The sequence below is a fragment of the Streptomyces sp. 796.1 genome, assembly GCF_047525675.1.
Lineage (GTDB): Bacteria > Actinomycetota > Actinomycetes > Streptomycetales > Streptomycetaceae > Streptomyces.
The window spans coordinates 285,251-301,320 of record NZ_JBLIWA010000002.1 but is presented as its reverse complement, the minus strand read 5'-3'; the positions used below and the strand labels follow the sequence as shown (position 1 = coordinate 301,320).

The following is a 16,070-nucleotide window of genomic DNA, read 5'->3' as shown; positions in this document are numbered from 1 at the left end:
GCCGGCGCCCGACCGCGCGGGCGGCCGGGCCCGCCGCCCGGGCCGTTGCGCCGCAGCAAAGCGCGACGCGCCAGCCGGCCCCCCGCGCCGCAGTGGGCGCGCCGCGCCAGCGGATCAGTTGCGCCGCAGCAGGCGCGACGCGCCGGCCGCGACCGTCGTCGCGAGCACCCAGCCGAGGAGCACCAGCGCCGCCGTCACCCACTGGGCCGGCCCGTGCGCCGTCCAGTAGCTGGCCTGGCCGAGGTCGATCACCGGTAACAGGACGTCCAGCGTGTACAGCGTGGCGTCCCACTCCGGGCCCTCACCGTCCTTGATCGGCGCCGGGCGGTGGTGGGCGAAGAAGACCGCGCCGACCGCCCACAGCAGGGCTATCCACACCGCCGCCCGCCCCGGCCGGTAGCCGTAGGCGACCATCCAGTCCTGGAGGTAGCCCCACGCCTTCCCGGCCAGCGGGAGCGTCTCGCGGCGCCGGCGCTGCTTGGCCAGCAGCACCACCCGGGCGAACTCCTCCTCGCCGCTGTCCCGCAGCGCGGCGGCCAGCATCTCGTACGGCTCGGGCGCGTACTCCGGCGTCGCCGCCGCCACCCACTCAAGGCGGCGGGCCAGCGGGAAGTGGCCGCGCGGGATCAGCGACTCGTAGCTGAAGCCGGCCATCGCGAGGCCGCCGGGCCCCGGCCAGCTCGTCGACTTGTCGACCAGATTGACCACCTTCGCACCGGACAGCACCACCCGGCCGCCCTGCGTGCGCTCGCACAGGAAGCGCAGCTCCGGCGTCTGGATGCGGCGCATCGACAGTTCCTGGTCGCTCGCCATGGTGAAGCGCGCCTGGTCCAGGTCGATGGCGTCGCCGAACCTGCCGTCGTCGAGCCGCACCCCGCCCTCGCACTCGAAGCGCTGGGTGCGCACCCCGCCGGCCGGGGCCAGCGGCGTGCCGTACGGCGGGGTCGTCCCGGTCGAGAACGGCGATCCGGTGACGCCCGCCGGCGTCAGGTACACCGTGCGCTCCACGCTGAGCTGCGGTGCGTTGAGCGCCCGGCGGCCGTGCGGATTGCGCAGCTTGCTGCCGCGCAGGCTCAGCGAGACGCCTATCTGGGCGCCGCGCATCGTCAACTCTCCGTACGACTCGATGAGCTCGGCCTGGAGGTCCTGCGCCACGCTCAGCCCGTCCGCGGTGATCGACCTGCCGTACCGGTCCTTGCGCACCACCAACTGGTTGAGCAGCAGGTCGGTGCCGATGTGCGCGTCGGTGAGCCGGATGCCGCGGGCCACCGTGCAGCGCGGCAGGTGGAGATCGCCCTCGGTGTGCAGCCTGGCGGCCTCGATCCTGGGTATCGCACAGCCCACCAGGCGCAGCGTGGTGAACCGCGACTCGGGCAGCAATATCTCCTGCTCGAAGCGGCAGTTGCGCAGCTCGACGAAGGGCTCGATGGTGCCGCCCGAGAGCTCCAGGGTCCCGGTGATGTAGGCGCCGTTGAGCTTGAGCGCGGCGACCCGGCCCGGCTGCGCCGGCGGCGGCTCCAACAGCAGCAGCGCCAGCACCCGGGCCCGCACGCTGCGCTCGGGGCCCCACGGGTGCGGGCCGGTCGGGTCGTTGCGGTGCTGGTTGGGGGAGCGCAGGTCGAAGGTGCTGCCCGTACGGAACGCCTGCCACATGCCCCACTCGGCGGGAGTGAGGCCCAGCCCGTCGGGCGGGTCCCCGTCATGTGGTTGCGTCACTGCTGTCTCTCCCCCTCCGGGTCGGTTGCGGTGGGCCGGGCCGTGCTGGCATCGGCTCGGCCCGGCAGTGGGCGTGCTCGTCGGGCTCGCGCTCCGGGTTCGCCGGCCGGGTGTGCTTCCGTCCGTGCGCTCCGGTTGCTCCGGTGCGCTCCGGTGTGCGCCCTGGTGTGGCGGCCGATGCCGGGCCCGTACGCCCGTACGGACCCCATTCCCGCTCTGTGACCGGTTGAACACCACAGGTCAGGGCCAACTTGCTGGACCGGTATCAGCGATTGATACGGTGCGCCGCGGCCCGGGAGGTGTCTGAGACAATTGTCCGCGTGATCTCCCGACTCGATCTGCGCGGTGCTGCCGGTGCCCCTGGGGCCACCGGTGACATCGACCGCGACCTGCTGCCCCGTGCCGAACTCGACGTCGAGGCCGCCCTGGAGAAGGTGCGGCCCATCTGCGAGGACGTGCATCATCGCGGCACCGCGGCACTGATCGAGTACGCCGAGCGGTTCGACGGGGTGCGCATCGAGCGCGTCCGGGTGCCGCGCGAGGCCATCGACCGGGCCCTGGAGGAGCTCGACCCGCAGGTCAGGGCCGCCCTTGAGGAGTCGATCCGGCGGGCCAGGAAGGTGCACGCCGCGCAGCGCCGCACCGACCACACCGTCCAGGTGGTGCCCGGCGGCACGGTCACCGAGCGCTGGGTGCCCGTCCAGCGCGTGGGCCTGTACGTGCCGGGCGGCAACGCCGTCTACCCCTCGTCGGTCGTCATGAACGTGGTGCCCGCGCAGGAGGCGGGCGTCGCCTCGCTCGCCGTCTCCTCGCCGCCGCAGGCCGCCTTCGACGGGCTGCCGCACCCCACCATCCTCGCCGCCTGCGCCCTGCTCGGCGTGGACGAGGTGTATGCGGCGGGTGGCGCCCAGGCGATCGCGATGTTCGCGTACGGCACCGACGAGTGCCGCCCCGTGCAGCTCGTCACCGGCCCCGGGAACATCTGGGTGGCCGCGGCGAAGCGCCTGCTCAAGGGCCGGATCGGGATCGACGCCGAGGCCGGCCCCACCGAGATCGCCGTCCTCGCCGACGACAGCGCCGACCCCGGCCACGTCGCCGCCGACCTGATCAGCCAGGCCGAGCACGACACGCTCGCCGCCGCCGTGCTGGTGACCGACTCGGAGCCGTTGGCCGACGCCGTCGAGGCGGAGCTCGTCCGCCGAGTGGCCCGCACCAAGCACCGGGAGCGGATCACCGAGGCGCTCGCCGGCCGGCAGTCCGGCATCGTCCTGGTGGACGACGTCGAGCACGGCCTCGCCGTCGTCGACGCGTACGCCGCCGAGCACCTGGAGATCCAGACCAGGGACGCCGCCGCCGTCGCCGCCCGGGTGCGCAACGCCGGTGCGATCTTCGTCGGCCCGCACGCCCCGGTCTCCCTCGGCGACTACTGCGCCGGCTCCAACCACGTGCTGCCCACCGGCGGCTGCGCCTGCCACTCCTCGGGCCTGTCCGTGCAGTCCTTCCTGCGCGGCATCCACGTGGTCGACTACTCGCGCGAAGCCCTCGCCGAGGTCACCCCGCACGTGGTGACCCTGGCCACCGCCGAGGACCTGCCCGCGCACGGCGCCGCGCTCACCGCGCGCTTCGGCGACGCGCTGCCAGAGCAGCCCGCCGCGGCCCCCGCCGGCGCGAGCGCGCCCGACCCCGCACGGAAGGCTCCACAAGGCACGTGACCGGCATCGACGACCTTCCCGTCCGGGACGAACTGCGCGGCAAGAGCCCCTACGGCGCACCGCAGCTCGACGTACCGGTACGGCTGAACACCAACGAGAACCCCTACCCGCTGCCCGACGCCCTCGTGGCCGAGATCGCCGAGCGGGTCACCGAGGCGGCCCGGCACCTCAACCGCTACCCCGACCGGGACGCGGTCGAGCTGCGCACCGGGCTCGCCGCCTATCTGACCCGCACCGCGGGGCACCCGGTGGAGCTGGCCAACGTCTGGGCGGCCAACGGCTCCAACGAGATCATCCAGCAGTTGCTGCAAACCTTCGGCGGCCCCGGCCGCACCGCGATCGGCTTCGAGCCCTCGTACTCCATGCACGGCCTGATCGCCCGGGGCACCGGCACCGGCTGGGTCGCCGGGCCGCGCCGCGCCGACTTCACCATCGACGTGGCCGCGGCCACCGCCGAGATCGCCCGGCTGCGCCCGCACGTGGTCTTCGTCTGCTCGCCGAACAACCCGACCGGCACCGCGGTGGCCGCCGAGACCGTGCTCGCGCTCTACGAGGCGGCGCAGGCCGCCCGCACCGGCGGCGCGCTGCTCGTGGTGGACGAGGCGTACGGCGAGTTCAGCCACCAGCCCTCGCTGCTGCCGCTGATCGCCGGCCGGCCGCGCCTGGTGCTCTCGCGCACCATGTCCAAGGCGTTCGGCGCGGCCGGGCTGCGGCTCGGCTACCTGGCCGCCGACCCGGCCGTGGTGGACGCCGTGCAGTTGGTGCGCCTCCCGTACCACCTGTCCGCCGTCACCCAGGCCACCGCGCTCGCCGCGCTCGCGCACACCGATACGCTGCTCGGATACGTCCAGCAGCTCAAGGACGAGCGAGACCGGCTGGTCAGCGAGTTGCGGGCGATCGGCGCGCCGGTCGTCGACTCGGACGCCAACTTCGTCCAGTTCGGCCTGCCGCCGGCCGCCGTCGGCCGCTGGGGCGACCCGGCAGCCGACTCGCACGGGCTGTGGCAGGCCATCTTGGCCCACGGCGTGCTGGTCCGGGACAACGGCGTGCCGGGCTGGCTGCGGGTGAGCGCCGGGACACCGGCGGAGAACGACGCCTTCCTGGACGCGGTCCGGGCGGTACTGAAGGAGAACGAGCGATGACCCGCGTAGGGCGCGTGGAGCGCACCACCAAGGAGACCTCCGTCCTGGTCGAGATCGACCTCGACGGCACCGGCAGGACCGAGATCTCCACCGGCGTCGGCTTCTACGACCACATGCTGGACCAGCTCGGCCGGCACGGCCTCTTCGACCTCACCGTCAAGACCGAGGGCGACCTGCACATCGACACCCACCACACCATCGAGGACACCGCCCTCGCGCTGGGCGCCGCGTTCAAGGACGCGCTCGGCGACAAGGTGGGCATCTACCGGTTCGGCAACTGCACGGTCCCGCTGGACGAGTCGCTCGCCCAGGTCACCGTCGACCTCTCGGGCCGCCCCTACCTGGTGCACACCGAGCCCGAGTCCATCGCCCCGATGATCGGCAGCTACGACACCACCATGACCCGCCACATACTGGAGTCCTTCGTGGCCCAGGCGCAGGTCGCGCTGCACGTCCACGTGCCGTACGGGCGCAACGCGCACCACATCGTGGAGTGCCAGTTCAAGGCGCTCGCGCGGGCGCTGCGGTACGCCAGCGAGCGCGACCCGCGCGCCGCCGGCATCCTCCCCTCCACCAAGGGCGCGCTGTGACCACCGGCGCCCGGACCGCGCCCGCCGCGGCGCGGGAGCGGAGCACCACCGGGCCCCGCGCCGCGTCGACCACCACCGGAAGGCAGCTGTGAACGGTCTGTCCACCGTCCTCATCGTCGTCGGGCTCTTCCTGCTCGGCGGCGTCATCTCCTTCAGCAAGCAGGGGATGCCCAAGGGCGTGATCGTGCTGCTGGGCATCAGCGCCGCGATGTGCCTGCTCGCGGGCGTCCTCCGGATCGACGGGTTGTACTGATGAGCGGACGCAAGCCCACGGTGGTCGTCTTCGACTACGGCTTCGGCAACGTGCGCTCCGCGGAGCGGGCGCTGGCGCACGTCGGCGCCGACGTGGAGATCACCGGCGACTACGAACGGGCCATGGCCGCCGACGGGCTGCTGGTCCCCGGCGTCGGCGCCTTCGCCGCCTGCATGCAGGGGCTGCGGGCCGCCCGCGGCGACTGGATCGTCGGCCGCCGGCTCGCCGGCTCCCGGCCGGTGCTCGGCATCTGCGTCGGCATGCAGATCCTCTTCGAGCGCGGCATCGAGCACGGCGTGGAGACCGAGGGCCTGGACGAGTGGCCGGGCACCGTCGGCCCGCTCGCCGCGCCGGTCGTGCCGCACATGGGGTGGAACACCGTCACCCCGGCCGCCGGCTCGGAGCTGTTCGCCGGGCTCGACGCGGACGCCAGGTTCTACTTCGTGCACTCCTACGCGGTACGGGAGTGGACCCTTGAGATCGCCAATCCCGCCATGCGCCCGCCCCAGGTCACCTGGGCCACGCACGGCGAGCCGTTCGTGGCGGCCGTCGAGAACGGGCCGCTGCGGGCCACCCAGTTCCACCCCGAGAAGTCCGGCGACGCCGGAGCCCAGCTCCTGACCAACTGGCTCGGCACCCTCTAGCCGCCGCACGCCGGCGGCCGGCGCTGACCAGATGCCTTCGACCCGAAAGACTGGCACCAGATGAGCAAGCTCGAACTCCTCCCCGCCGTCGACGTGCGCGACGGGCAGGCCGTCCGCCTCGTCCACGGGGAGTCCGGCTCCGAGACCTCCTACGGCGACCCGCTGGCCGCGGCCCTCGCCTGGCAGCAGGCGGGGGCCGAGTGGCTGCATCTGGTCGACCTGGACGCCGCGTTCGGCACCGGCGACAACCGGGCCCAGATCGCCGAGGTCACCCGCGCCATGGAGATCAAGGTCGAACTCTCCGGCGGCATCCGCGACGACGCCTCGCTGAAGGCCGCGCTCGCCACCGGCTGCACCCGGGTCAACCTCGGCACCGCGGCCCTGGAGTCCCCGGAGTGGGTGGCCGGCGTCATCGCCGAGCACGGCGACCGCATCGCCGTCGGCCTCGACGTGCGCGGCACCACGCTCCGCGGCCGGGGCTGGACCCGCGACGGCGGCGACCTGTTCACCACCCTGGCCCGCCTCGACGCCGAGGGCTGCGCCCGCTACGTGGTCACCGACATCGCCAAGGACGGCACGCTCCAGGGGCCCAACCTGCAACTGCTGCGGGACGTGTGCGCCGCGACCGACCGCCCCGTGGTCGCATCCGGCGGCGTCTCCTCGCTCGCCGACCTGCGCGCGCTGAGCGCTCTGGTGCCCGTGGGCGTCGAGGGCGCCATCGTCGGCAAGGCCCTGTACGCCGAGGCGTTCACGCTGGAAGAGGCACTGGCGACGGTGGCGGAGGCGGCCTCGGCATGAGCACGCCCGAGCCGGCCCGGCAGACGGGGGCGATCGAGCGGCACCGGGGCGAGGACCCCTGGGAGGAGTCGATCGGCTCGGCGCGCGCCGTGGCGGCCGGCGACCTGGTCCTCGTCGCCGGCACGATGCCGCTGGTCGACGGCGTTCTCCAGGGTGAGGGCGACCCGTACGAACAGACCAGGGCGGCGCTGCACAACGCGCTCGCCGCGCTCGACCGCTTCGGCCTCGGCGCCGAAGCGGTCGTCCGCACCCGCCTCTACCTCACCCACGCCCGCGACGTGGACGCCGTCAGCCGCGCCCACCGGGAGTTGTTCGCCGCCGTGCGCCCGGTCACCACGCTCGTCGTGGTCTCCGGGTTCGTGGACTCGCGGGTGCTGGTCGAGGTGGAGCTCGAAGCGTTCCGCCCCCGGCCCGGTGGGCCCGCCTCCACCAGCGACGACGATCCGGACCGGGCCGGCGGCGCCCCGGCCGGCAGCACCGAAGGACGAACCCCATGACCCTCGCGGTCCGAGTCATCCCCTGCCTTGACGTGGACAACGGCCGCGTCGTCAAGGGCGTCAACTTCCAGCACCTGCGGGACGCGGGCGACCCCGTCGAACTCGCCAGGCTCTACGGGGAACAGGGCGCCGACGAGCTGACCTTCCTGGACATCACGGCCTCGTCCGGCAACCGCGAGACCACCTACGACGTGGTGCGCCGCACCGCCGAGCAGGTCTTCATCCCGCTCACGGTGGGCGGCGGCGTCCGCACCCCCGGGGACGTGGACCGGCTGCTGCGGGCCGGCGCCGACAAGGTGGGCGTCAACACGGCCGCCATCGAGCGCCCCGAGCTCATCCAGGAGATCGCCGAGCGGTTCGGCCGCCAGGTGCTGGTGCTTTCGGTGGACGCCCGCCGCTGCCCGCCGGGCACCGAGACCGACTCCGGGTACGAGGTCACCACGCACGGCGGCCGGCGCGGCACCGGCCTTGACGCCGTGGCGTGGGCCCACCGCGCGGCCGAACTCGGCGCCGGCGAGATCCTGTTGAACTCGATGGACGCCGACGGCACCAAGGACGGCTACGACACGGCGATGATCGCGGCGGTCCGTGCCGAGGTCACCGTCCCCGTCATCGCCAGCGGCGGCGCCGGTGAGCTGGCCGACTTCCCGCCGGCGATCAGCGCGGGCGCCGACGCGGTCCTGGCGGCCTCGGTCTTCCACTTCGGCGACCTGTCGATCGCCGACGTCAAGGGGGCGCTGCGCGGGGCGGGGCACCCGGTGCGGTAGATCCTGGCGGGGCAGCACCGTCCGGGTGCGGTGTGTGGCGGGCGCGACCTCACCCGGTGCGGTACGGGCGGGCCGCCGTGCTCGCTCAGCGCCCGGATCCGCCGGACGCGGCTACAGCCCGAGCGGCGCTTCCGCGGCCTTGGCCACCGCCGCCGGGTCGCCGTCGGCGCTCACGTCGGCGACCTGCTGCCGGCCGTACAGGTAGAGCAGCACCTCGCCGGGCTCGCCGGTGAGGGTGACGACCGGGGTGCCCTTGTGGGCCACGGCCGTGCGGCCGTCGGGGATGCGGGCGACGAGCCCGACGGGGCTCTTGCGGGCCAGGGCGCGGGCCGTGCGTTCCACGCGCCTCCACAGCACGTCGGAGAAGACCGGGTCGAGCGTGCGCGGGGTCCAGCCGGGCTGGGCTCGGCGCACGTCCTCGGCGTGCACGTAGAACTCCAGCACGTTGGTCGCCTCGTCGACCTGCTTGAGGGCGAAGGGTGAGAACCGGGGCGGGCCGGTGCGGATGAGCTGGATCAGTTCCTCGTACGGCTTGGCCGCGAACTCGTCCTGGACCCGGGCCAGCCGGGCCGCCAGGGGCTTGACCAGGATGCCGGCCGCCGCGTCGCTGCGCCGCTCGCGCACCACCACGTGGGCGGCCAGATCGCGGGTGAGCCAGCCCTTGCACAGGGTCGGGGCCGCAGGTCCCGCCGCTTCCAACAGATCGGCGAGCAGCAGCCGTTCGCGCTTCGCGTACGTAGACATGCCGCCAGCCTACGACCGGCGCGTGGGCCCTGCCACGGATGGGCAGGCCACGGCGCGGCGGCCGAGCGGCGGCCGAGAGGGCCAAGGCGGGTCGGGGGTCAGGCCGTACCGCGCGGCTGCGCGCCACGGCCACCCCGCCTTCGCCGTCTGGTTCCTGCGCCCGGGCGCAGGGCGTTACTTCGGCAGCTTCTCCGTGAGCTTGGGGCCGCCCGGCGTGGAGCTGAGCGTCAGCGAGCAGGAGACCTGGTCCTCGCCGCGGAGGGTGTACGTCTGGTGCGCCGGGTACAGCGCGTAGTAGTAGTACGTCTTGCCGACCGGGATGTTCTTCATCCGGACCTTGGCGGCGGACTCGCACAGCGAGAGCGCCTTGCTCTGGATCTCCTTCTCGGTGGTGAAGGTGCCGGTCAGGGTCGCGTTGGAGATCACCTCACCGTCGTGCGGGCCGGTGCACGAGCGCCGTTCGACCTTCTTCACGCTGGGGTCGAGCCCCGGGTGGTCGAAGCAGGTGCCCGGGCTGAGCACCACGTACGGCACCACGTCGGTCGGCGACGAGGAGGTCGGGCCGCTGGACGGCGTGCTGGATGCGTCGCTGTCCGGCGTCTCGGTCTCGCCCCCGACGGGCGCGCCCTGGCCGGGGGAGCCCGAGGGCGAGGGCAGTTCGATGGAGGGCACCCCGGACGGCAGCTTCGGCGCGGAGGCGCTGGGCTTCTCCTTGGCCTCCTTCTCCTTGCCCTTGTCGTCGTTGCCCGAGGTGGCGACGACAACGCCGACGATGCCGGCCACGGCCAACACGGCGGCGCCGGCGATCAGCGCGACCTTGTTGTTGCGGCGGGGCGGCGGTGGCGGAGGCGGCGGGTACGCGCCGAAGCCGGGCTGCATCGGCTGCCCGCCGGGAGGTATGTGCTGTCCACCGGGCGGCATGGGCGGACCGCCGTAGGGCGGCTGTCCACCGGCCGGCGGCTGTCCTCCGGGCGGAGCGGGTGGGCCGAAACCTTGCTGCGGCGGGCCGAAGCCGCCGGGGTTTCCAGGCTGCTGAGGGTTGTTCGGCGGCGGCGGGTAAGTCATACCAGAAGCATGCCGCATGTTCGCCGAGAGGTGGTCAGCGGGCTGGACAGTGGGGCGGATGCGGGGCGTGGGGCGGCCCTGCCGGCCAGTCGTGGAGCGGCGCGGGGCGTCATCGGGCCGGCGTGCTCCGCCGACGGATCGGGCGTCGGGCGCCGTCGCTGCCCGGGCCGACCGCCCGGCCGCCACCGGCACGATCTGGCCGAAAAGCGACCATGGCGCCCCGTCGTGACATCCGCTGCCACGGTGGCCGAATCCGGGACGAGACGGTAGCTGTGCGGGGGCTGCGGGGGCTGCGGGGACCGGCTGGGGGGCTTGCGGGGCGTTCCGGAAGACCGCCAAGGCCCCGTGCCGCGTACCCATCCCGCTCCGCAGCCCCGCGGACGGGTCGCCGTCGCGCGCGCCCGGGGGTGTGGCGCGCGGGGCGGGCGCGTCGGGGGAGCGCTGCCCCAGGGCGTCGGCCGCCGGTGCCCGACGGCCCGTCCGTGCCGTGCGCCGCTGGGCATAATGGGCCCATGTCCAGCCCCGATTCCCCCGCCGACGCCGCCGACACCAGCTCCGGCCGCCCGAGCGGGCTCGACCCGGCCATCGCGGGTCGGCTCAAGCGCAGCGCCGACGGCCTCGTACCCGCCATCGCCCAGCAGTACGACACCGGCGAGGTGTTGATGCTCGGCTGGATGGACGACGAGGCGCTGCACCGCACGCTGACCACCGGCCGCTGCACCTACTGGAGCCGCAGCCGGCAGGAGTACTGGGTCAAGGGCGACACCTCGGGGCACGTCCAGCACGTCAAGTCGGTGGCGCTCGACTGCGACGCCGACACCCTGTTGGTCAAGGTGGACCAGGTCGGCGCGGCCTGCCACACCGGGGACCGCACCTGTTTCGACGCGGGCGACCTGCCGCTGGGGCAGTAGGCTCCGCTGCCATGAGGACCACCGGTGCCGCCGCGCGGCGCCGGCCATGACGAGGACGCCGGCCAGCGGCCGGCGCCCGACCCCCACCGGGCGCGCCGCGGCCGGGCCGCGGACCGCCGCGGCTGCCGGGCCCCGGGACCACCAGGACACACGAAGTGCACGACACGACGGGCGATGCGGGTATGACGGACGCGACGGGCACCATGGACCGCGAGACCTTCCGGAAGCTGGCGGCTGACCGCCGCGTCATCCCCGTCAGCCGCAGGCTGCTCGCGGACGGCGACACCCCGGTCGGCCTCTACCGCAAACTGGCCGGCTGCACGGGCCCGGCGGCCGGAAACGGGGCCGAAGGCCCGTACGGCGAGGTCGGTCGGCCCGGCACCTTCCTGCTGGAGTCGGCGGAGAACGGCCGGTCCTGGTCGCGCTACTCCTTCATCGGCGTCCGCAGCGCCGCCACCCTGACCGAGCGGGACGGCCACACGCACTGGCTCGGTACGCCCCCGGTCGGGGTGCCCACCGACGGCGACCCGCTGGCCACCCTGCGCGCCACCGTCGAGGCCCTGCACACCCCGCGCGACCTGGGCGGCCTCGTCCAACTCCCGCCGTTCACCGGCGGCATGGTCGGCTACCTCGGCTACGACGTCGTACGCCGGTTGGAGAAGATCGGCGACAGCGGCCGGGACGACCTGCGCCTGCCCGAGCTCACCATGCTGCTCACCTCGGACCTGGCGGTGCTCGACCACTGGGACGGCACCGTGCTGTTGATCGCCAACGCGATCAACCACAACGACCTGGACACCGGCGTCGACGAGGCGTACGACGACGCCGTCGCCCGGCTCGACGCGATGACCGCCGACCTCGCCCGCCCGGTGCCCAGCAGTCCCACCGTGCTGCCGCCCGCCGAACTGCCGGAGTTCACCGCGCTGTGGGGCGGCGAGGCGTACGAGGACGTGGTGCGCGACATCAAGGAGCGCATCCACGCGGGGGAAGCGTTCCAGGTGGTGCCATCCCAGCGGTTCGAGACGCCGTGCGAGGCCAGCGCGCTGGACGTCTACCGGGTGCTGCGGGCGACCAACCCCAGCCCGTACATGTACCTCTTCCGCTTCCCGGCCCCGGACGGCGGCGCCTTCGACGTCGTGGGCTCAAGCCCGGAGGCGCTGGTCAAGGTCGAGGATGGGGCCGCGATGCTGCACCCGATCGCCGGCACCAGGCCGCGCGGGGCGACGCCGCAGGAGGACGCGGCGCTCGCCGAGGAACTGCTGGCCGACCCCAAGGAGCGGGCGGAGCACCTGATGCTCGTCGACCTCGGGCGCAACGACCTGGGCCGGGTGTGCGAGCCGGGCAGCGTGGAGGTGGTGGACTTCATGTCCATCGAGCGCTACAGCCACGTCATGCACATCGTCTCCACGGTCACCGGCACCCTCGCCGCCGGCCGGACCGCCTTCGACGTGCTCACCGCCTGCTTCCCGGCCGGCACGCTGTCCGGCGCGCCCAAGCCGCGCGCCATGCAGATCATCGAGGAGCTCGAACCGACCCGGCGCGGTCTGTACGGCGGCTGCGTCGGCTACCTCGACTTCGCGGGCGACTCGGACACCGCGATCGCCATCCGCACCGCCCTGCTGCGGGACGGCCGGGCCTACGTGCAGGCCGGTGCCGGCGTGGTCGCCGACTCTGACCCGGCGGCGGAGAACGCCGAGTGCCGCAACAAGGCGGCGGCGGTGCTGCGGGCGGTGAGCACGGCCAACCGGCTGCGCCGGGCGTAGCGGCGGCCCCGGGGCGCCGGCTGCTGGCTCAGGGCGGGGCCGCGCCGGCGCCCGTGCCCGTGGCCGTACCGGGATGGGGCCGGTGCCGGCCCGGGCCGCGGCCCGGGTGCAGGCCGGCTCCGCCGCCGGCCGATCGGTCCGGAGACCGTCCCGCGCGCCAGCGGCCCGCCCCAACCGACCCCCGCGCGCCAGCGGCCCGCTCAGCCGGACCCCCGCGCAACCTGCCGCACCACCGGGTGAGGGATAGTGGTGGGCGTGAGTACAGCCGCCGTACCCCAACCCCGTAGCCAGGCCGAGGCCGCGACCCGTGCCGGAAGCGGACCTGCGAAGGGCAAGCGCACCGCGCTCACCCTCGCCGCCGGGCTGCTGTTCGCCGCGCTCGGCGCCGCCCTCGTCCTGCTCGCGTCCGGCCGCACCTGGGCCGCGGGCGACGCCGCCTTCGCCCAGGGCGACCTGCGCCGCACCGTCGACGGCCAGGACATCACCGGGCTGCCCGGCGCGCTGGCCATCGTCGGCCTCGCCGCGCTGGTCGCGGTCTTCGCCGTACGCGGCATCGGCAGGTACGCGGTCGCCGGCGTCCTCGCCCTGTGCGGCATCGGCACCGCCGTCGGCTCGCTCCTCGCGCTCGACGACACCAGCGCCCTGGAGGCGAAGGCCGCCGAGACCACCGGCATCGCCGACACCGCCATCCACGGCGTCAGCCACACGCCCTGGCCGTGGGCGGCGTTCGCCGGCGGCGTGCTGATCTTCCTGGCCGGGCTGTTGGCCCTGTGCTACGGCAAGGCGTGGCCCGCGATGTCCGGCCGGTACGAGCGCAACACCGGCGGCGCCGACCGGCCCCGCCCGCGCCGTTCCCGCCCGGCCCCCGACCCGGACCGGCCCGAGGAGTTGTGGAAGGCGCTCGACCGGGGCGAGGACCCGACCGGCCGCGAGGGCTGACCTGGCCGTTCGGCCCCCTCCGGCATCGTGCCGCGGTATGCCGCGGCACGGCTTGGCCGCTGGCGGGGCCGGCGTTCGGCCCGGCCGCGGGCGGCCGGTGACCCCTTCCGGCGGCGTCCCACGCGCGGGTGACCCGCTCCCGCCGGGCCGGCCCTGGGCCGGCGGCCTCCCACTCGGCCCACCCCAGGCTGATCTCGCATCAGCACGTCAGCGACAATGGACCCACGCAGCCCTGTGCCCCGATCCCGGGGACATCCGCCCACCCCGCCCAGGCGTCGTCCGGTCGCCAGGCGTGGCCCGGGGGGAGCGACACAGCGAACGAGGAGAACTCATGTCGGGTAGCAGCCACGGACACACCCCGGCCGCCTGGACCGGCGTCACCATCGCCTTCATCGGCTTCTGCATCTCCGGTGCGTTCACCGTGATGGCCAAGCCGGTGGGCTTCTGGGCTGGGCTCGGTGTGGTCGTGATCGGCGGCATCGTGGGCATGGCGATGTCGGCCGCGGGTCTGGGCAAGCCCAAGCGCAAGCCGCACGCCGTGCAGCCCGGCTCGCAGGCGTAACCCGCACCCAGCGCCACGGGGCCCGGGACCACATCCCGGGCCCGCGGGCCGCCCGCCCCGGCCGCGCGGCGAGCCCCGCCCCCCTCGGGCCCCCTGGGCCCGTCCCGACCTGCGGTGGGACCACGCAGAGCCCCGCCCGCACGCCGCGTGGCTGTGCGCCGGCCGCGCCCCGCGCCCTCCCGGGACGCCACCGCTCCCGATCCGGCCCTCGGCCCGCTCTCCGACGCAGCGGCCCGGCCTCTTCGTACGCCGCCGGCCCTGCGCCCGCCCCGGCTCACCCGCCTGCCGCTTGCTCTTCCGGAGCCCGGCCGGCTGCCGCTCGCCCAGCCCGCCCGACCTCGGCGGCCCCGCTGCCGGCCGTCGTCGGCCCGGCCGTGCCACACCGCCCGCGATCGCGCCCGCCGACCCGCCGCTGGTCACCCTCGAACGCCGCGGGCCACCCACGAACGCTCGCCCGCGCACGCCAGCGGCGCCGCGCCCCCCCATACGGCTGCCTCAGCCACGCCCTGCGGCTGCGCGGTGGCCGTCCGTGGCGGAGGCTTAGAGGGTGTCCGACCAGCTCAGGGGTGCTCGCTGCGGTGCGGGTGCGGTGCGTCGCCTCGCCGCTCCGGTCGGGGTGCTCGCGCTGGGCGTGGCCGGATTCGTGGGGGTGGCCGCGGTCGATCCGTACGAGCCGGGGCACTACCCGGCCTGTCCGATGCTCCGGTACACCGGTCTGCTCTGCCCGGGCTGTGGCGGGCTGCGCAGCGCGCACAGTTTCGCGCACGGGGAGTGGGCCGCCGCGCTGGGTGCCAATGCGCTCGCCGTCGTCGGGTACGTGGCCTGCGCCGCCCTGTGGACCTGGTGGTTCCTCCAGTGCGCCGGGCGGACCCGGCCCCGGAACAGGCCGCAGCGGCGCCGGGGCGCCCCGTACGCCTGGGCGGCAGTGGGGCTCGTGGTGCTGGTGTTCACCATCGTCCGCAACCTGCCATGGGGGGTGGCGTTGGCCCCGTGACCCCCCTCTGACGTGCGACGGGGCGTGCCACGGCGGTCTCAGCCGGCGACCGGATGCGCGAGCTGGGCCGTGTGGCAGATACCATCGCCATGCCTGGTGATGCGATCGTCCGCCGCACCGGCGCCGACCACCAAGCTCCACCGGAAGGGGGCCGCTCGCGTGAGTGTGCTCGATGAGATCATCGACGGAGTCCGTGCCGACCTCGCCGAACGGCAGGCGCGCGTCAGCCTCGACGAGCTCAAGCAGCGCGCCGCGAAGGCACCACAGGCCAAGGACGGTGTCGCCGCGCTCAAGGGCGACAGCGTCAAGGTGATCTGCGAGGTCAAGCGCTCCAGCCCGTCCAAGGGCGCGCTCGCCGCCATCGCGGACCCGGCCGGACTCGCCGCCGACTACGAGGCCGGCGGCGCCTCGCTGATCAGCGTGCTGACCGAACAGCGCCGCTTCGGCGGCTCGCTCGCCGACCTGGAGGCCGTCCGCGCCCGGGTGGACATCCCGGTGCTGCGCAAGGACTTCATCGTCACCTCGTACCAGCTCTGGGAGGCCAGGGCCTACGGCGCCGACGTCGTGCTGCTCATCGTCGCCGCGCTCGACCAGCAGGCGCTGGTCTCGCTGATCGAGCGCGCCGAGTCGATCGGCCTGACCCCGCTCGTCGAGGTGCACGACGAGGACGAGGTGGAGCGCGCGGTGGACGCCGGCGCCCGGATCATCGGCGTCAACGCCCGGGACCTGAAGACGCTTGAGGTGGACCGCGGCAACTTCGCCCGGATCGCCCCCGAGATCCCCGCGCACATCGTGAAGGTCGCCGAGTCCGGCGTCCGGGGCCCGCACGACCTGATCGCGTACGCCAACGACGGCGCGGACGCCGTGCTCGTCGGCGAATCGCTGGTCACCGGCCGCGACCCGAAGACCGCCGTCGCCGACCTGGTGGCCGCAGGCGCGCACCCCGCGCTGCGGCACGGCCGGGGCTGAGCCA

17 protein-coding genes are annotated in these 16,070 nt (G+C 74.5%); 14 read left to right on the top strand and 3 right to left on the bottom strand.

Features of this window, described 5'->3' with window-relative positions; all coding sequences use genetic code 11:
* Positions 1 to 114: 114 nt before the first annotated feature.
* Positions 115 to 1,716 (bottom strand): oxidoreductase, encoded by a 1,602-nt coding sequence (locus ACMA1D_RS02815; RefSeq protein ID WP_414722232.1) that lies wholly within the window; start codon positions 1,714 to 1,716, stop codon positions 115 to 117.
* 320 nt (positions 1,717 to 2,036) lie between these two features.
* On the opposite strand from ACMA1D_RS02815, the gene hisD reads away from it, so the two are divergent.
* From hisD to hisF, 8 genes are all read left to right on the top strand, one after another.
* Positions 2,037 to 3,428: a histidinol dehydrogenase gene (gene hisD, locus ACMA1D_RS02810; RefSeq protein ID WP_414722231.1), complete on the top strand. Its 1,392-nt coding sequence runs from the start codon at positions 2,037 to 2,039 to the stop codon at positions 3,426 to 3,428.
* The gene (locus ACMA1D_RS02805; RefSeq protein WP_414722230.1) at positions 3,425 to 4,570 is read left to right on the top strand and encodes a histidinol-phosphate transaminase; all 1,146 of its coding nucleotides are present in this window, start codon (positions 3,425 to 3,427) and stop codon (positions 4,568 to 4,570) included. Before hisD ends, ACMA1D_RS02805 begins: the two co-directional genes overlap by 4 nt.
* Positions 4,567 to 5,160 (top strand): imidazoleglycerol-phosphate dehydratase HisB, encoded by a 594-nt coding sequence (hisB, locus tag ACMA1D_RS02800; RefSeq protein WP_414722229.1) that lies wholly within the window; start codon positions 4,567 to 4,569, stop codon positions 5,158 to 5,160. The genes ACMA1D_RS02805 and hisB overlap by 4 nt, the downstream gene beginning before the upstream one ends.
* Before the next feature lie 88 nt (positions 5,161 to 5,248).
* Positions 5,249 to 5,413 carry a hypothetical protein gene (locus tag ACMA1D_RS02795; RefSeq protein WP_349994100.1) on the top strand — a complete coding sequence of 55 codons (165 nt, stop codon included), beginning with the start codon at positions 5,249 to 5,251 and terminating at the stop codon, positions 5,411 to 5,413.
* Positions 5,413 to 6,057 carry an imidazole glycerol phosphate synthase subunit HisH gene (hisH, locus tag ACMA1D_RS02790; RefSeq protein ID WP_414722228.1) on the top strand — a complete coding sequence of 215 codons (645 nt, stop codon included), beginning with the start codon at positions 5,413 to 5,415 and terminating at the stop codon, positions 6,055 to 6,057. Before ACMA1D_RS02795 ends, hisH begins: the two co-directional genes overlap by 1 nt.
* A 60-nt stretch (positions 6,058 to 6,117) precedes the next feature.
* Positions 6,118 to 6,855: a bifunctional 1-(5-phosphoribosyl)-5-((5-phosphoribosylamino)methylideneamino)imidazole-4-carboxamide isomerase/phosphoribosylanthranilate isomerase PriA gene (priA, locus tag ACMA1D_RS02785; protein WP_414722227.1), complete on the top strand. Its 738-nt coding sequence runs from the start codon at positions 6,118 to 6,120 to the stop codon at positions 6,853 to 6,855.
* Positions 6,852 to 7,352, top strand: coding sequence for a Rid family hydrolase (locus ACMA1D_RS02780; protein WP_414722226.1), 501 nt, complete (start codon positions 6,852 to 6,854; stop codon positions 7,350 to 7,352). Before priA ends, ACMA1D_RS02780 begins: the two co-directional genes overlap by 4 nt.
* Positions 7,349 to 8,119 (top strand): imidazole glycerol phosphate synthase subunit HisF, encoded by a 771-nt coding sequence (gene hisF, locus ACMA1D_RS02775; RefSeq protein ID WP_414722225.1) that lies wholly within the window; start codon positions 7,349 to 7,351, stop codon positions 8,117 to 8,119. Before ACMA1D_RS02780 ends, hisF begins: the two co-directional genes overlap by 4 nt.
* Positions 8,120 to 8,230: 111 nt before the next feature.
* On the opposite strand, the gene ACMA1D_RS02770 is transcribed toward hisF, so the two are convergent.
* Both ACMA1D_RS02770 and ACMA1D_RS02765 read right to left on the bottom strand, forming a co-directional pair.
* On the bottom strand, positions 8,231 to 8,863 hold the full coding sequence (locus ACMA1D_RS02770) for a TIGR03085 family metal-binding protein (RefSeq protein WP_414722224.1): 633 nt from the start codon (positions 8,861 to 8,863) through the stop codon (positions 8,231 to 8,233).
* 174 nt (positions 8,864 to 9,037) lie between these two features.
* Positions 9,038 to 9,784, bottom strand: coding sequence for a hypothetical protein (locus ACMA1D_RS02765; protein ID WP_414722223.1), 747 nt, complete (start codon positions 9,782 to 9,784; stop codon positions 9,038 to 9,040).
* A 656-nt stretch (positions 9,785 to 10,440) separates the two neighbouring features.
* On the opposite strand from ACMA1D_RS02765, the gene hisI reads away from it, so the two are divergent.
* The 6 genes from hisI to trpC all read left to right on the top strand — a co-directional run bounded on the left by hisI (position 10,441) and on the right by trpC (position 16,066).
* Positions 10,441 to 10,839: a phosphoribosyl-AMP cyclohydrolase gene (gene hisI, locus ACMA1D_RS02760; RefSeq protein WP_414722222.1), complete on the top strand. Its 399-nt coding sequence runs from the start codon at positions 10,441 to 10,443 to the stop codon at positions 10,837 to 10,839.
* 182 nt (positions 10,840 to 11,021) lie between these two features.
* The gene (locus ACMA1D_RS02755; RefSeq protein WP_414722221.1) at positions 11,022 to 12,602 is read left to right on the top strand and encodes an anthranilate synthase component I; all 1,581 of its coding nucleotides are present in this window, start codon (positions 11,022 to 11,024) and stop codon (positions 12,600 to 12,602) included.
* Positions 12,603 to 12,857: 255 nt separating this feature from the next.
* Positions 12,858 to 13,541: a TIGR02234 family membrane protein gene (locus tag ACMA1D_RS02750; protein WP_414722220.1), complete on the top strand. Its 684-nt coding sequence runs from the start codon at positions 12,858 to 12,860 to the stop codon at positions 13,539 to 13,541.
* 331 nt (positions 13,542 to 13,872) lie between these two features.
* Complete coding sequence (locus ACMA1D_RS02745) at positions 13,873 to 14,103, top strand: HGxxPAAW family protein (protein ID WP_414722219.1); 231 nt, start codon at positions 13,873 to 13,875, stop codon at positions 14,101 to 14,103.
* A gap of 547 nt (positions 14,104 to 14,650) precedes the next feature.
* Positions 14,651 to 15,097, top strand: a complete 447-nt coding sequence (locus ACMA1D_RS02740; protein WP_414722218.1) for a DUF2752 domain-containing protein — start codon at positions 14,651 to 14,653, stop codon at positions 15,095 to 15,097.
* A gap of 159 nt (positions 15,098 to 15,256) precedes the next feature.
* Complete coding sequence (trpC, locus tag ACMA1D_RS02735) at positions 15,257 to 16,066, top strand: indole-3-glycerol phosphate synthase TrpC (RefSeq protein ID WP_414722217.1); 810 nt, start codon at positions 15,257 to 15,259, stop codon at positions 16,064 to 16,066.
* Positions 16,067 to 16,070: the final 4 nt, after the last annotated feature.

What these genes read in the sequence shown, in the direction of transcription:
- hisB (WP_414722229.1), top strand. Translation starts at nt 4,567, where the DNA reads ATGACCCGCGTAGGGCGCGTGGAGCGCACCACCAAGGAGACCTCCGTC.
- hisH (WP_414722228.1), top strand. Translation starts at nt 5,413, where the DNA reads ATGAGCGGACGCAAGCCCACGGTGGTCGTCTTCGACTACGGCTTCGGC.
- priA (WP_414722227.1), top strand. Translation starts at nt 6,118, where the DNA reads ATGAGCAAGCTCGAACTCCTCCCCGCCGTCGACGTGCGCGACGGGCAG.
- ACMA1D_RS02780 (WP_414722226.1), top strand. Translation starts at nt 6,852, where the DNA reads ATGAGCACGCCCGAGCCGGCCCGGCAGACGGGGGCGATCGAGCGGCAC.
- hisF (WP_414722225.1), top strand. Translation starts at nt 7,349, where the DNA reads ATGACCCTCGCGGTCCGAGTCATCCCCTGCCTTGACGTGGACAACGGC.
- ACMA1D_RS02770 (WP_414722224.1), bottom strand. Translation starts at nt 8,863, where the DNA reads ATGTCTACGTACGCGAAGCGCGAACGGCTGCTGCTCGCCGATCTGTTG.
- ACMA1D_RS02765 (WP_414722223.1), bottom strand. Translation starts at nt 9,784, where the DNA reads ATGCCGCCCGGTGGACAGCACATACCTCCCGGCGGGCAGCCGATGCAG.
- hisI (WP_414722222.1), top strand. Translation starts at nt 10,441, where the DNA reads ATGTCCAGCCCCGATTCCCCCGCCGACGCCGCCGACACCAGCTCCGGC.
- ACMA1D_RS02755 (WP_414722221.1), top strand. Translation starts at nt 11,022, where the DNA reads ATGACGGACGCGACGGGCACCATGGACCGCGAGACCTTCCGGAAGCTG.
- ACMA1D_RS02745 (WP_414722219.1), top strand. Translation starts at nt 13,873, where the DNA reads ATGTCGGGTAGCAGCCACGGACACACCCCGGCCGCCTGGACCGGCGTC.